This is a genomic window from Actinoplanes sp. NBRC 103695, assembly GCF_030269485.1.
Lineage (GTDB): Bacteria > Actinomycetota > Actinomycetes > Mycobacteriales > Micromonosporaceae > Actinoplanes.
The window spans coordinates 14,392-28,920 of sequence record NZ_BSTL01000034.1 but is presented as its reverse complement, the minus strand read 5'-3'; the positions used below and the strand labels follow the sequence as shown (position 1 = coordinate 28,920).

The following is a 14,529-nucleotide window of genomic DNA, read 5'->3' as shown; positions in this document are numbered from 1 at the left end:
TGCTCCTCGGGCGGTACACGTGATGTAACGCTCCGGATGGTATGTGCCGCCGCCCGTGCCTTCCTCGGGCCGCGACGACCGGCGAAACCGGTGAACGCCCAGCGTCGAGCCTGGTCACACGGCCCGGGCCGGCCGGTCGGGCGATCGCCGGCCGCGTCGTCGTTCAGGGCGTCCGGACCCCAAGGTCTTCCCGAAACGACATCCGGGCGAGCGACTGTGATGGGTGTGCTGAGCGTCCGGCCGGCGCGTTCGGGCCGCGATGACCTGCCTGAGCCGCGTCTTGGCGGCTCAGGCCCTCTTGATCGGTGCGCGCACGGAGGGATTCGGAGTCCCGCGATGCGGGAGCCGGCACGATCCGGCGGTTGTCAGTTCGGATAGTTGACGCCGCAGGCCTGACTCGTCCGGTTGGCGAGGGGGACGAACGCCATCGCGCCGAAGGCGACGCTGTCCTCGCCGGACTCCTGCACCACCTCCGCGTTGTTGATCTGCACCTGGGCACCCCGGCCCAGGTTGTAAGTGCCGAGGTAGACCCACGTGGGCGCGCCCAGCACCCCGGGGATGCCCCATTGGGTCTCGTCATGGAAGTTGATGTGGCACGTCTTCTGCTCGCCGAGGCCGGTGGCCCCGGTGGTGATCACGTAGGTGCCGTGGCCGTCCGCGCCGTGGCTGGGCAGGTGCGCCAGTACGGCGTAGTTGGCGCGGGTCCCCGGGGCCAGGTCCAGGTCGGGCGTCCACGAGCCGACGACGCGGCGCTTCGGCCGGTTGCCCGGATAGAGATAGGTGAACCACGCGTGCCCCTTGTACCCGGCGCCGATCTGATGCAGGTCGACCGCCGCGTAGGGTGCGGTCGACTCGGCGCCGGAAGGGTCACCCAGCCGCAGGGTGAACTTGCCGTTCTGGGGCTGGATCCCGTCGCAGCCCAGGTTGTGCTGTGCCGTGTTGTTCAGGCTGTAGACCATCGACACGGTCTTGGTGGCGTCGCGTTGTGGATCGGCCCACTCGTTGAAGGTCGCGCAGTCCCGGTCGTAGATGCGCTGGACGCCAGGTTCCCCGGAGCCGAGCGAGTACGCCAGATGCTCCGTCGAGCACTCCTGGTCGCCACAGTCGGCGAACGTCACCGGCCCGTGCCACCAGCAGTTCGGGTCGTCCGTCGGGCAACCGACGAACGGGAGGCAGTTGTTGACCCCGGTGTCGCAGAAGTCGAAGTAGTCCGGCAAGGACAGCACCTTGCCGCCGCCCAGGGGCCCTTGCGGCGTGTTGTCGCCGTAGTCCGGTTCGCTGTAGGCGGGCGTCGAGACCGGATAGCCCTTGTACTGCGGTGTCTCGACCCAGCCCAGCACCCGCTCCGGGTAAGGCCATCGGTTCGGGTGCTCGGCGTCGGCCATGGTGTACCGCAGGAACGGCGTGCGGTCGGCGGAGTACTGGAACGTGTTGGCCGGGTTGTTGAGCCAGCCGATGCCGAAGTTGCCCTGGTGGTCGGGGTTGGCGTTGCGGTTCGCGTACGGATAGAAACCGCTGTTGTACGCCCAGAGCGCGACGAACCAGTTCTCGATGTACTGCGGCTGATTGTTGTTCAACGTGATCCGGTACGCGGACGGCTCGGCCTGGATCTGGTTCCACTTCTCGATGAGGATGTTCAGGCTGGCCGCGATGTTGGCCGCGTAGTCGACGGCGATGGCCCGCTTCTGCTGGACGTTCCACACGGGGCTGTCCGCCCGCATGCCGTCGGTCACCTGGCCGATGCCGTATCCGCAATCGGCGTCGTCGTAGTTGATGACATCGAGGTTGCCGCCGTTGCCGTAATAGCTGCCGATGAGGGGGTTGCCGGTATCCCCGGGCACCACGTGCCAGGACGCCTGGGACATGTTCGTCTCCTGGGCGACGATGCCGAGCATCAGGTTCGCCGGCACGGTCCCGCCGGTGGAGAGGCTCTTGCGGGGGAACATCTGCTGCGGCTGGTACGCGTCGAGCCCGGCCTTCAGGAAGTTCGCCGGGCGGTTGACGAAGAGCCGGTTGTGCACCGCCTGGTCGATTGCCCATTCGACCTGGTTCGCGCTGGGTTGCGCCGGCTGCACCGACGGGTCGTTGCGCGGCACCGCGCAGGACGGCTCGAGCACCGAGGCGGCGATGACCGGAGCCGGGATCCCCCGGTCGGGCGCCGCGTGCGGGTCGGCGTCCAGCTGCGGCGCCGTGGTCCGCACCACCAGCGCTTCGCTGCGCCGGCCGGCGGCGGCGCGTACCTTCACCATGAACGCTCCGGCTTGCTTCTCCGAGGCGCGTTCCAGCGGCGCGACGACCGAGTGGGCGGCCTGCCGGCTGTACACCTCCTCGGCGAGCAGGTGTCCCTGGGCCGAGACGGCCTCGACGCGCCGGTCGGTGGGAAGGACACGCAGCCCGGGCACGGACGCCGGCCGGTCCACCGTGCCGACCAGGACGTTGGTACCGCCCCGTTGGCCGAAGAGCTGCAGGTTGCCGACCGGGCCGGTGCCGGTCCGGGTCAGCCTGCCACCGGCCCATCGGGAGGCGACCGCCCGGTCGCCCTCGACCGCGACGACGTCGAGGGCGGCGCCGGACGTGGCTCGCAGCGCGAACGGCCGTCCGGTGAGCTTCGTGACCGGGGTCAGCTCGCCGGCCGCCCCGATCTTGACCAGATGGTCGCCGGCCACGGCATAGTCGCCGCCGGGCGCCGGCGCCGGGTTGGCGACCGGCCCGGCCAGGCGGCGGGTGCCGGTGACCCGGCCGGCCGCGGCGTCCACGGTCAGCAGTTCGGTGGTGGGGTTGACCTCGTCGCCGGTCACCCGGGTCAGCAGGGCCCGGTCGTCCGGGCCGCAGGCCGGGTTGGAGTGGGACAGCTGGAGCCCGGTGGCGACGTGCTTCGCCTTGCCGGTGCTGGTGTCGACCACCGCGGCGAGGCCGCCGGCCATCATCAGGTTCGGCCGGTTGGCGGCCTTCTTCGGCGCGAAGACGGCGACCGCCCACCGGCCCGAGCCTGTCACGCACACCTCGCCCATCCACGGACCCACCTCCAGCGCGGTGGAGGTCAGGGTGGCCAGGGTGGACCAGGCGAAGCCGTCTTTCTCACGGGCGATCGAGAGGTGGTAGCCGTCGGTGTCACCGGCGCCGGCGACCAGCACGTCGGTCGACGTGCGCCAGGACGGCCCGAGCGCGGTGTCCGGCGACGGTACGGCGCCGCGCGTGCCGGCCCCCGGCTTCGGTTCCGGAGCGGCCTGGGCCTCGCCGGGCACGGTGGAGGGTGTCAGGGACAGGGCGGCGACGACCGCGATCAGCCGCGATCTCGTCAACGATGGACGCATTGTCTCCCCCATGAGGGTGTGAAGTCGGCGGATCAGCGCCAGGATGTGCACCAGCCGGAGGTCCCGAAGCAGGCCCGCACCGACTGCTGGGAATCGACGAGAGTGCTGGTGGCGCCGCTCTGCCGGTAAACGATTGCGGTGAACGGGGTCCGGCTCACTCCGCCGTATTCGGGCTGGGTCTCCAGCACCGCGTTGTAGGTGCCGTCGTCCGTGATGATGAAGACGGCCCACATGGCGTGGCAGGTCGGGCTGTACCACACCCCAGCCGAGCCGGCCGCGACGCCGCCCGAGAAGCCGGTGGCACCGGTGATCTCGAACGCCTGCACATGGCAGTCGGTGTCGGCGAGCCGAAGGCCGTTGCAGGAGGCGCCCCAGCAATGCACGACGGCGCTCGCCGGAGTCGCCGAGGCGGTCAGGCCGATGAGAACGAGAATGCCGCAGAAGAGTGCGGCCAGTCGGCGATTTCTCATGGTGTCTCCGATTCCGTCAGATCAGATCCATCGATGACCAGCCGGTCCGGCCGAGCTCGCGGCCCCCGGAGTAGAAGGCGAAGCCGGTGCTGTACCACCCGACCAGCGCGTACTCGCCGTTCTCGAGCGGTTGCCGGCCCAGCAGGTCGCCGTTGCCGTCCTCGTTGAGGTCGGTGAGACCAGTCAGGTCGTCGACGCCGGCCCAGCCGCACTCGAACGAGCCACCGGCGCGGAAGCCGCCCCGGCCGTCACCCCACCACTGGAACAGGCACCCGGTGCCGCGCCGGATGCCGATCAGATCAGGCCGGCCGTCGCGGTTGATGTCACCGGCCGCGGTGAGGTCGCGGTACAGGTGCCAGTCACCACAGTTGACCACCGCGGCTGGAGCGAACCCGCCCTGGCCGTCGCCCGCCCAGCGCCACAGGCACGGATCGGTCTTCGACTGGTCGAAGGCGATCAGATCCGCATGGCCGTCGCCGGTGATGTCGCCCGGTCCGATCAGCCCGGTGAAGTTCTCCCAGCCGCAGCCCACCTGGGCGCCGCCGCCGAAGCCGCCGTGGCCGTCACCCTGCCAGCGCCACAGGCACGCCGGGCGGCTGCCCTCGGCGGTCAGCGCCATGAGGTCTCCGTTGCCGTCGGAGTTCATGTCGCCGACCGCCGCCGGCCGGTAGCCGTTCCAGCCGCAGCCCACGCGCGTCGCGGCGCCCACGCTCGCGGCGGTGCCGTCACCGGCAGCCAGGTAGAGACAGCCGTCGTCCCTGCCGATCGCCAGCAGGTCGCTGACGCCGTCCCGGTTGTAGTCGTCGCGCCGCTCCCCCGCCGCCGCCGATGCGGGCGCCGGCAACAGCGTCACCAGCAGCGCCGTCACGACGAAGATTGATACTCGGCGTACCATTTCTTCCCCCGTTCTGTGGATGCGAGGGGGACCCTAGGAACCGGCCGGGACGCGTCGCCATACCTTCAAGGCAGGGCTGAAAGGTGTCAGGCGAACGGCAGGACCAACTGACTGTGCAGGATGTAGTGGTCGGAGCAGGTGAGGGTGTCCTGCTGGTCGCCGCATTCGCCGACGTCGCGGTTGACGACGACCTGGCCGACCGGCACGTACAGGTGCCAGCGACTGGCGAGCACGTAATCGATCTTGTTGCTTCTCAGGTACGTCGGCTCGCCGCCCTGGGCGACGGCACACGTCGCGGCCGGCACGCAGCCACGCTCCTGGTCGACCTCCCAGAACTCGCCGGTGCCCAGCGGTGCCCCGTAGAGCGACCCCATCCCGGCGTCGGCCGGCGGGGTCGGGATGTTGGTGTCCCCGGCGAGTACGAACGGCATCTGCCGTGCCTCCGGGCCGAAGACCCGGGCCAGCTCCCGGACCTGCGCGTCCCGGTCCTGGGGGTCGGTGGCCAGGTGGGTGGCGCAGATCTTGACGTCGCGCTCGGTGCCCGGGAACCGGGCCGTGACGCAGGCGACCGCCCGATCGGTTATCTCCGGGATCGGGACACCGTCCTCGATGAGCTTGTTGTTGACGTCGAATATGAAGTCCTGCTCGCGGCTGACCGTGCCGCGCACGAAGACCGCGTTGCCTACCTGCAGGAGCCCGGCGTCGTCACCGTCGTTGTAACAGGTGGGGTTGAACGCCTCGGCGACCACCCAGTGGCCGGTCATCTGCCAGCCGACCGCGGCAAGGCGCTCGGTGAGGTGATCGAACTGGCTTCCGCACACCTCGTTGAGGGTGATGACGTCCGGCCGGCGGGCGAGGACCTCGGTGACGAGCCGTTCGATCACCATGTTGTCGCCGTCGTTGAGGGCCGCACCGGCGATGTTCCAGTCCAGCACCGAGAGAGTTCTCGAGCCGCGGACCGGCGCCACGGCGACCGCGTCCCACACGATCCGCTGCGAGCCGTCGCCGTCGAGGGTGACCGTGCTGAGCGTGATCTCGGGAGTGCCGCCGAACATGAACCAGCCGATCGGCACCCAGCGGTTGCCGTCGCCTCGCTGAGGCACGACGCTCAGTCGTACGCCGTACCGCGTCTTGATGTGGTAGCGCGCCTGGGTGGTGCCGTTGTGCAGCTGCGGCAGATGGGCCCACACCTGCGCCAGGCCGTGGACCGCCTCGTCGAACCGCCAGGTGCCGGTGGCCTCGAGCGCGTCGGTGGTGCGGGTGTTCGACATCCAGGTGTGGCCGCCGAAGCCGGTGCCCAGCTGGTGCGTGTCGATCTTTCCGGGTCGCTGACCGGCGGCATTCTGGGTGAAGGTGAAGGAGAACGCGCCGGCATTGGCGGTCCGGGGACAGTTGGGCCGTACGGAGGGAATCGAGGCGTCCAGGTTGTCCACCACCCGGGCGCCCGATGGCAGACCGGCCAGGTCACATCGCGGCGGGTACGCGGTGCCGTCCTCCTGGTAGGCGAATCCGGGGTCGAAACGCAGCAACTCCTTGCCGCAGGTGGTCGCGCAGTCCGGCTTCCAGACCGCGGGCTGGTGGTACCAGCATTTGAGGTCGATGCGTCCGCTCGCGTTGCGGTGCGCACACGGCCCGGCCGGCTCGCCGACCACCTCGGGGGCGTCTGGCGTCCAGGCGGCGCCGAACTCGCAGCTGTTGGTGGCGTCGCAGAACGTGGCGTACGGCGGGGCCGCGAGGTGGCGGTTGATCGGGCCCTGCACGTCGCCACCGTCCCAGGTGGCCTGGCGGTAACCGTGGACGAGCGTGTCCGGCGCCTCGAGGGCCTCGATCGGGTGGCCGGCCCAGCCCAGGACCTTCTCCGGGTACGGCCAGTCCTGAGGGTGCGCGGCGTCGGCGTAGTCGTCCTTGTACTCCACCTTGCCGCTCTCCTCGTTCACCACCACCTTCTCCAGGAACGCGCCGCGGTTGGCCGGGTACTTCGGGTTGGCCGGGTTGTTGGCCCACCCGACGCCCCAAGCGCCGTCGTTCGCCGCGGCCTGCGACTGCGGATAGAAGCCGGAGTTGTACGCCCACACCGCGAAGAACCAGTTCTCGATCTTCGAGGAGTTGCCGTTGTTGACGGACAGGCCCGCCTCGCGCGTCTGGTTCCACTTCGACTGCAGGATGCGTAGCCCGGCCGCGACGTTGGCGGCGAAGTCCAGCGCGACCGCCCGCTGGTGCTCGTACGGCAGGGCCGTCTCGCCCGGCTTCTCCCGTCCGGCCCGGCGCATGCCGTCGGTGACCTGGGTGACGCCGTACCCACAGTCGGCGTGGTCGAAGCGGATCGTCCAGTCGTCGGCCTCGGTGGCGTTGTAGATGTCGACGCCGTAGTAGTTGCCGATCAACGGGTTCGCCGTCACTCCGGGCACCGCGAACCGGGCCGCCTGCCACAGATTGGACTCCTGCGCCGCGATGCCGAGCATGATCTGCGCCGGCACGTAGCCTCCGCCGTTGAGCGTAAGGGGCGGGAACAGCCCCTGCGGGGTGTAGGCGGGCATGCCGAGGTTCTTCCAGTTCGCCGGCCGGGATACCGTCAGCGTGCCGCGCACCGCCTGGTCGACCGCCCACTCCACCTGCCGGGGTTTGGGTTGCATCGCCTGGTTGCGCGGATCGTTGCGCGGCACCGCGCAGTAGCGGTCGGCCATGTCGGCCGGGTCGCTGGGATCGGCGACGGCCCGCGACCGCGGTCCGCCGACGCCGGCCGGGAGCAGCGCCGGGCTCGGCGCCCGGCCGTTCGCCGCACCAGCGGTGACCTTGTCAAAGGTCAGGGTGGCGCCGGTGATGAGCGATCGGGCACCGATGCGGATCGGACCCGCCGCACCGGCTCGCCCCACGGAGGTGACCGCGAGCGCGCCGCCGGTGGAGACCCCGCTGCCCGCCGGCACGGCGAGTGCGCGGACGCTCGGGGCGCCCGGCACCCCGGCGTCCCGGGCGGCGCCGGTGACGTACACCCGCCCGCCGCGCCCGGACGTCACGTCCAGCCCGGTCAGCGTGCCGGTTGCCACCGTGGCCGGCGCGCCGCGGCCGGCGGCGAGGGTGACCCGCCGGGCTGCCGCGCCGCCGGCGGTGCGTTCCAGGTACACCACACCACCGTCACCGTCCGCGGCGAGCCGGAACGGCACCGAGGCCGCCGTGGCCAGCCGGCGGCGCACTCCCCTGTCGTCCACCCGCACGACGGCGCCCCGGTCGGCGGCCACGATGCCCGCGGACGTCGGCACCGGCGAGGTGAGCTGACCCGGCACGGTGATCGGCGCGCGTGTCGCGCCGGTACGCCCGTCCACAGTGAGCAGCCGGGTCTTGGCTCCCTTCTCCCCGGTCGCCTGGGCGAGCACGGCGTCCTCGCCCGCGCCGCAACCCGGGTTGAAGTAGGCGAGGCTGGTCCGCACCCGCAGCTTGCGCACGACGCCGCCGGCCAGGTCGACGACCGCGGTGAACCCGCCCCGGTCGAACAGGGCCTCGTTGTTGGTGAAGGTGCGCGGGGCGTAGACCACGACGGCACGCTCGCCCGATCCGGTCACGCAGGCGTTGCCGATCCACCGGTCGGTGTCGATGCCGGGCTCGCTCAGGGTGGCGGCGGTGCGCCAGCGGTATCCGTCGGCGGCGTCGGCGGTCATCAGATGGAAGCCGTCCTGGTCACCGGCCACGGTCCAGGCCCGGTCGTCCGAACGTGCCCAGCCGTGGCCGAGCGCCGCGGCGCGGTGCGCAGCCGGCACCACCGTGTCGTAGACGTGGTCGTCCGGCGGCGCCGCCGCCGGAACCGTGATCGGGAGAAGCGCGCCGATCAGCGCGGCGCGGAGAGTCGATGCGAACATGCGCACATGGTCGTAACGCGCGCGGCGCCTCGGCCACACCTTGAAGCCACCGCTGAAGGAACACCGGCCGAAACCGTGGCGGACCCGCGTACCTAGCTGTCGGTCGTTGCCCGCGGTTCCAGCAGCGCCGCGCCGAGCGGCGTGACGCTGTGCAGCACGGCCTTGCCGATGCGGCTGGTGTGCACGAGCCCGGCCTCGCGCAGGACCGCCGTGTGCTGGCTGATCGAGGCCGCGCTCACGCCGACACGACGGGCCAGCTCGGAGGTGGTGCGCCCATCCCCCACCGACTCCAGCACCGCGGTGCGCGTCATGCCGATCAGTGCGGCGACCGAGGTGTTGTCCTGGCCGGCCGAGACGGTCAGGCTGTGCTCGACCGGGTAGACCAGCACCGGCGGAAGCTCGGGGTCGTGCAGCGCGTCGGTGGTGCCCCAGGACAGGAACGCCGGGAGCAGCAGCAGACCACGGCCATCGAGGCGCAGGGTCCTGTCGGCGGCGAAGTCCGGCACCTCCAGCACCGGCGGGTTCCACCGCATCATCGGCAGGTAACTGCGCAGCAGGCCCTCACTGCCACCGTCCAGCAGGGCACGGGCTCGCCTGGCGCGGTCGGCCTCCACGTGTGCCCGGGCTTCCGGCCAGACGGGTGCGACCACCGCCTCGTGGTGCGAGTGGATGGCCGCGGCGAGCCGCTGCAGGGTCTCGGCGTCCCCGTCGGCCAGGTCGGCGGTCCACGCCGGCAGCGGCGAGCCCTGCATGGCCAGCAGTTCGACGTCGCGGCGCAACCGGCACCGAGGTGTGCGCAACAGCGCGTCCAGACCGGCGGCCAAGCCGGAGGTCCCCTCGGAGGGGGTGAGGAAGTCGGGGAAGAATCCGCCGGGTACGAGCGGCATCAGCTGCTCGAGGTCGGGGCGGCGCGACGCGCGGACGGCCAGCTGCCGCCAGCGCCCGAAGATCAGCGGCGGGCCGCCCCAACGGAGCCGGTAGAGGCTGAACACCGTCTCCCACAGCGGATCGGGCCGGGCCGCGAGCCGGACCCGGCCGACATCCTCCGGCGTGAACTCGATGTGCAGCAAGGCGACCCCCGTCGGCTCCCCATAGATCGACGAGAGTCACTCTAGGCCACCACGTTGCCGATCCGTCCCGACTGTCGAGAACGTTACTGCAGACGCGATCACTCAGCGCCAGGACGAGCACTTCCAGAGCGCCTGGTCCCCGTAGTAGGCGAAGTGGCACGCCCGCACCGTCTTGGTAAAGTCGATCATGCGGGTCCACTTCACCTCACCGACGTAGCCGGCCAGGTTCACCACGTACTCGATGCCGTCGGTCGACTCGATCGAGATTTTCCCGCCCCGGCCGGAGCTGCTGGTGAATCGGGCCCACGCCGCGTGGCAGGTCGCGTTGTAGCGCAGATCGGTGATGCCGTCCCCGCCATGGTCGAACGACTCCAGGTTGTAGGCGCCGGGACTGCAGCCGGCGCTCTGCGGGTCCCAGCCGGTGCACAGCGTTCCCCCGGTCCCACAGGCCGCCGCGGCCGCGGGCGCCGCGGTGACGACGGACAGGCCGGCGGCGACGAGCGCTATCGTGGTGATCCAGCGAAGCACGTTCGACATGACTTGTACCCTTCTCCGGGGCTCCTCGTGGTGTGTCGCGCAGCCACCCTCACAGGGCACGCCGACGGGCGACAACACTGTTAAGCGGGGAGCAAAAGGTTGCCCCGAATCCGTGGTGGATTCTTGTCGGCCCACGGCGCGGCCGTGCACATCGTGTAGAGGGCCGGTGCGCTGCCTTACCCTTGGAGGATCCCCGACCTGGAGGAGGTCCGGCGATGCTGAGCAGCGTCAATCGAGAGACCGTCGACCTGTCGTCCTATCCCGACCTGGTGGTGGTCTATCTGGGTATGCGCGTCAACCGGCTCTACGGCCTGCGCACCCTGATGGCCCGCGGCCCGCGGATCGACCGGTCGGACGACAAGCCGGACGGGCTGCTCGCGCACGAGCCGCTCCTCTGGTCGTTGTTCCCCATGCACCTCGGCATCCGCCAGTACTGGCGGGACCTACCCACGCTGCTGGCCTGGGCCCGCTCCGAGCCGCACCGCCTGTGGTGGCGCGACTTCCTGCGCGACAGCGGCGGCACCGGCTTCTGGCACGAGACCTACCTGCTGCGCGGCGGCATGGAGGCGGTCTACGACGACATCCCGCAGCGGCGCGGCTTCGCATCCTTCGCCCCGGTGCACCCGGCCCGCGGCGCGATGTTCGGCTCGGCCGCGCGGGTCGGCCGCCCGGAGGACGACATCGCACCGGTCGTCACCGAGGACGACCTCTACACCCCCGGGACCGGGCAGTAGCGGCCCCATCCACGGTGCGGACACACTCTCGGCGGTGATCTCACTCGACGCCGGCTGCCGTGTACTATTCAACTAGTACACATAGACAGGCGTCGGAGGTCGATGCGAGTGTTCGCGTTCCGGTTGGACGTCCGTTCGGGGGTGCCGACCTATCTGCAGCTCGTCGAGCAGGTTCGGCGCGGGCTGCTGCTCGGCTATCTGCTCGACGGTGACCGGCTTCCGACCGTGCGGGAGGTGGCCGCTGCGCTGGTGGTCAACCCCAACACCGTCGCGAAGGCGTACCGGGACCTCGAACGGGCCGGGCTGGTCGCGCCGCGGGCGGGCCAGGGCACCTTCGTCGTGGGCAGTATCGACCAGGTGCCGGCGGCCACCTACGCCCGGCTGTCGCGCGGTCTGCGCGGCTGGCTGCGCACGGCCCACGAGGCCGGCTTGGACCACGAGCAGGTCCGCGCTCTGGTGGCCGCGACCCTGGACGACGATCAGGCCCAGGCGGGCGTGGCGTGAGCAACGAGCCCGCGCTGCGCGCCGAGAGCTTGGGCCGGCGGTACGGCCGCCGCATCTGGGCTCCGCGCGACTGCACTCTGGAGTTGCCTCGGGGCCGGATCATCGGGCTCGTCGGCGCCAACGGCCGACCTGACCGTCCTGCTCTCCTCTCACGTGGTCGCCGAACTCGAACGGGTCTGCGACCACTTGGTCCTGCTGCACGAAGGACGGGTGCGCCTGTCCGGCCCCGAGCGGCTACCAGGCACCGACTGGATCGTTCACAACGGCTGGATCGACCGCACCGGGCACCTGCTCTCCGGCAGTGAGGAGGCGGCGATCATCCGTCAGGTCTACGGAGGCAGCGACACGCTCTACAGCTCCGACGCACGCGTCGAAAGCTTCATGATCGACCACGGCCTCCAGCACTACACCGAATACCACCCCGACAGCGGTTTCTGGGCCTTCCAAGCCATCGAGTCCGCGTCCTTCGTCACCCTCGCCGCCGTGTTCCTCACCGCTGCCATCTGGATGGTTCGCCGCCGCACGACCGCATGAGAGACCGAGCCGTCCCTTCGGCCACGCCACCGACGCCGACGGCGGGCAGTCCACCGGACGGCCTGAGGCATGATCGATCACCGTTCGTGGGACAAGGCCCGAGGCGGACGACCAGCATCGAACCGGTGGCAGGGGTCGTATGCGAGCAGGGGGTCGTCGCTCCCCCTGGAACGAGCACACGAGGTACCCGCCTGACCCGGTGACGGCCGGCCGTGCCCGCTCAGCCGTAGGTCACGACGCGGACGCCGCCGCCGTCACGTTTCGCCTCGTACATCGCGGCGTCGGCGGAGCGCAGCAGATCGCTGATCACCTGATCGATGTTGTCGTCGTGCGCCGGCGCCGGTGCCGGCGCGGACAGCATCAGAATCCCGATCGACGCCCCGATCGTGACCGCACCCTGGTCGACGGCGATCGGTTCAGCGATCGACCGCTCGATCCGGGCGGCGAGCGACGACGCGGTCTCGTCCTCCAGCCCGGGGCAGAGCACCACGAACTCGTCCCCGCCGAGGCGAGCCACCGTGTCCGAGTCGCGTACCGAGGTGCTGAGCCGGGCGGCGACGGTCTGTAGGACCAGGTCGCCGCTGTGATGGCCGCGCTGGTCGTTGACCGCCTTGAAGCCGTCGAGGTCGATGAAGAACAGGGCTGATCGGGTACGCAGGGCACTGCGGAGGTCGTCCATCAGGCGGGCCCGGTTGGCGATGCCCGTCAGCTGGTCGTGCGTCACCTCGTGGCGCAGGGCACGCTCGGTCCGTTCCAGAGCGGTCACGGAGCGACGCAGGCGCGCGAGAATGAGGGCGATCATGACCAGCAGCGCCAGCGCGGCCGGTACGGCGTCCCAGCCGTCACGTGGCATGACGAAGACACTCAGGCTCACCCCGGACAGGGCCGCCCCGAGCAGAACCATCCGCCAGCCCGTCAGGCTGACGGTGAGCGTCGTGCGGGGCGCGGCGGGGGGCACGACGTCCCGGCTCGGGTGCAGTGCCGCGGCGGCCAGCACCGCGTTGACCACGAGGTAGCCGGGGTGGTGCCAGAAGGCCTCCACTCCGATCGCCACCATCGGCAGCACGGCGTACACCACGTCGAGTACCAGGGTCAGGCCGAAACCGAGCAGGGCGAGGCGCTCGGCGGCGGACAGCGCGCCCGGGGCGAGCATCAGGGTGAGCCCGAGCGCCAGGATCACCACGTCGCCCAGCGGGAAGGAGAACGCGGCGATCAGTGCCCACCGGTTTCCGGGTGGCGTCACCGTCAGCGCGGGACTGATCAGGGCGTACCAGGCGAGGACGGTCGCCGCGGCGGTCACCACCGCCACGTCCTGGAGGACGGCGCGACGAACGGCTTTCGGAAGCCCACGGCGCTCGATGAAGCGCATGGTGGCAACGGTGACGGGGAGGTAGAAGGCCAGCCAGAAGACTTGCGCCACGTCGGCTGCCACCGGCGCGACGTCCAGCAGCACACCGGTCTGGTAAATGGCCGCTCCGGCGACCGCGCAGCCGACCGCAGCGATCCAGGGCGTCCAGATGCGGCGGGTGCCGGGCAGGAGTGAGCGGGCGGCGGCAACAAGCACAGCGGCGAGCACAGCCAGACCCGCGAGCATCGCCGCAGGTGCCGCCGGGCCGGACAGCGTCGCGGCGACCCCACCTGCGATCACGCAGACGGCGATCACGCTCCGCCATGCCACCCGCCCGGGCTGCTGCCTCATGCCCTATTTATCGACAACATCAGCGCGACACCTGAGCCCTGGGCGAATTATCCGGTGCCCCGTTAGAAGTAGCCCCGCTCCTCCAGCAGCCTGTCAACTTCGCCGAAAGCCTCGTCCTTCCGGAACGCGGACGGCCATCCGCAGTCCCGGTAGACCTGCCGCAGGTATTGGATGTCCAGGTCGGTCTCCCAGTCGTCCGTCTGTGCCAGGAGTTCCTCCTCCGGGATCGTCGTCTCCCGCTCGTCCACATCCCACGCCTCGATCGTGTCCATGCCCGGGTACGGAATGAGCTTCAGGCTCCGGTAGGCCTCCTTCAGGTCCGTGAAGTAGACCTTCACATCCTTGACCGGCTTCCGCTCCATCCGGATCACTTCCTCGATGACCTCACCCGTGTTGACATCGAAGAACAGAGTTCGGCCGCCGCTCTCGTGACCGCGAGCAAAGATGAACACGTGGTCCGGCACGTCCCCCTCGAAGACTTCCTCGCCGTCGAACACCCGCTTCCCCACGAAATACGAGCGGTCGACCGTGCTGTAGTCGACAAGACGCGACTTGTAGTGGACGTCAGAGGAGCCGGCGAGGCACGGAAGGCGCCTGATGACCTCGAGGGCGAGGTGAGACTTGGCGTCGAGATCGCTTCCGGGCGTGAGGTTCGGCCACCCCTGCGGAGGCGGCATCACCAGCTCGCCGGGGTTGTAGTGCAGCGTGGTGAGAAAGGTGTAGAAGTCCGTGAAGATCTCGGCGATCTCCTCGGGCGAGTAGGGGACGTCCTTGGATTCAGACGACATCGACGACCAATCTGGCGGGAGAACGGAGCTGCGAGGGTAGTCCGCGAAGGCCAGCAGTTCGCTCCAAGCCCAGCATCCGGTGGATCACCCTGACTCCCAGCACGCCGTGTTTCCGATCTTCAGTTCCCAAGTC

At 70.3% G+C, this 14,529-nt stretch carries 11 protein-coding genes; 3 read left to right on the top strand and 8 right to left on the bottom strand.

Going from position 1 to position 14,529, the window contains the following annotated elements; translation table 11 throughout:
* Positions 1-365: 365 nt before the first annotated feature.
* The 6 genes from QSK31_RS40735 to QSK31_RS40710 form a co-directional block, all read right to left on the bottom strand.
* Positions 366-3,302: a hypothetical protein gene (locus tag QSK31_RS40735; RefSeq protein WP_285690185.1), complete on the bottom strand. Its 2,937-nt coding sequence runs from the start codon at positions 3,300-3,302 to the stop codon at positions 366-368.
* Between the two features lie 44 nt (positions 3,303-3,346).
* Positions 3,347-3,784 carry a DUF2690 domain-containing protein gene (locus QSK31_RS40730; RefSeq protein WP_285690183.1) on the bottom strand — a complete coding sequence of 146 codons (438 nt, stop codon included), beginning with the start codon at positions 3,782-3,784 and terminating at the stop codon, positions 3,347-3,349.
* Between the two features lie 16 nt (positions 3,785-3,800).
* On the bottom strand, positions 3,801-4,652 hold the full coding sequence (locus QSK31_RS40725; protein ID WP_285690182.1) for an FG-GAP repeat domain-containing protein: 852 nt from the start codon (positions 4,650-4,652) through the stop codon (positions 3,801-3,803).
* 113 nt (positions 4,653-4,765) lie between these two features.
* Positions 4,766-8,530: an endonuclease/exonuclease/phosphatase family protein gene (locus QSK31_RS40720; RefSeq protein ID WP_285690180.1), complete on the bottom strand. Its 3,765-nt coding sequence runs from the start codon at positions 8,528-8,530 to the stop codon at positions 4,766-4,768.
* A 92-nt stretch (positions 8,531-8,622) separates the two neighbouring features.
* Entirely contained in the window at positions 8,623-9,600 is a 978-nt protein-coding gene (locus QSK31_RS40715; RefSeq protein ID WP_285690179.1) for an ArsR/SmtB family transcription factor, read from the bottom strand.
* Between the two features lie 102 nt (positions 9,601-9,702).
* Positions 9,703-10,137 carry a DUF2690 domain-containing protein gene (locus tag QSK31_RS40710; protein ID WP_285690178.1) on the bottom strand — a complete coding sequence of 145 codons (435 nt, stop codon included), beginning with the start codon at positions 10,135-10,137 and terminating at the stop codon, positions 9,703-9,705.
* Positions 10,138-10,352: 215 nt separating this feature from the next.
* Here QSK31_RS40710 and QSK31_RS40705 point away from each other — a divergent pair, with 215 nt between their 5' ends.
* The 3 genes from QSK31_RS40705 to QSK31_RS40695 all read left to right on the top strand — a co-directional run bounded on the left by QSK31_RS40705 (position 10,353) and on the right by QSK31_RS40695 (position 11,909).
* The gene (locus tag QSK31_RS40705) at positions 10,353-10,871 is read left to right on the top strand and encodes a monooxygenase family protein (protein WP_285690176.1); all 519 of its coding nucleotides are present in this window, start codon (positions 10,353-10,355) and stop codon (positions 10,869-10,871) included.
* A gap of 102 nt (positions 10,872-10,973) precedes the next feature.
* Positions 10,974-11,375, top strand: a complete 402-nt coding sequence (locus tag QSK31_RS40700) for a GntR family transcriptional regulator (RefSeq protein ID WP_502873095.1) — start codon at positions 10,974-10,976, stop codon at positions 11,373-11,375.
* Between the two features lie 153 nt (positions 11,376-11,528).
* Complete coding sequence (locus tag QSK31_RS40695) at positions 11,529-11,909, top strand: hypothetical protein (RefSeq protein ID WP_285690175.1); 381 nt, start codon at positions 11,529-11,531, stop codon at positions 11,907-11,909.
* A 220-nt stretch (positions 11,910-12,129) separates the two neighbouring features.
* Here QSK31_RS40695 and QSK31_RS40690 read toward each other — a convergent pair whose 3' ends face one another.
* The gene (locus QSK31_RS40690; protein ID WP_285690173.1) at positions 12,130-13,608 is read right to left on the bottom strand and encodes a GGDEF domain-containing protein; all 1,479 of its coding nucleotides are present in this window, start codon (positions 13,606-13,608) and stop codon (positions 12,130-12,132) included.
* 62 nt (positions 13,609-13,670) lie between these two features.
* Positions 13,671-14,396, bottom strand: coding sequence for a hypothetical protein (locus QSK31_RS40685; RefSeq protein WP_285690172.1), 726 nt, complete (start codon positions 14,394-14,396; stop codon positions 13,671-13,673).
* Positions 14,397-14,529 lie beyond the last annotated feature (133 nt).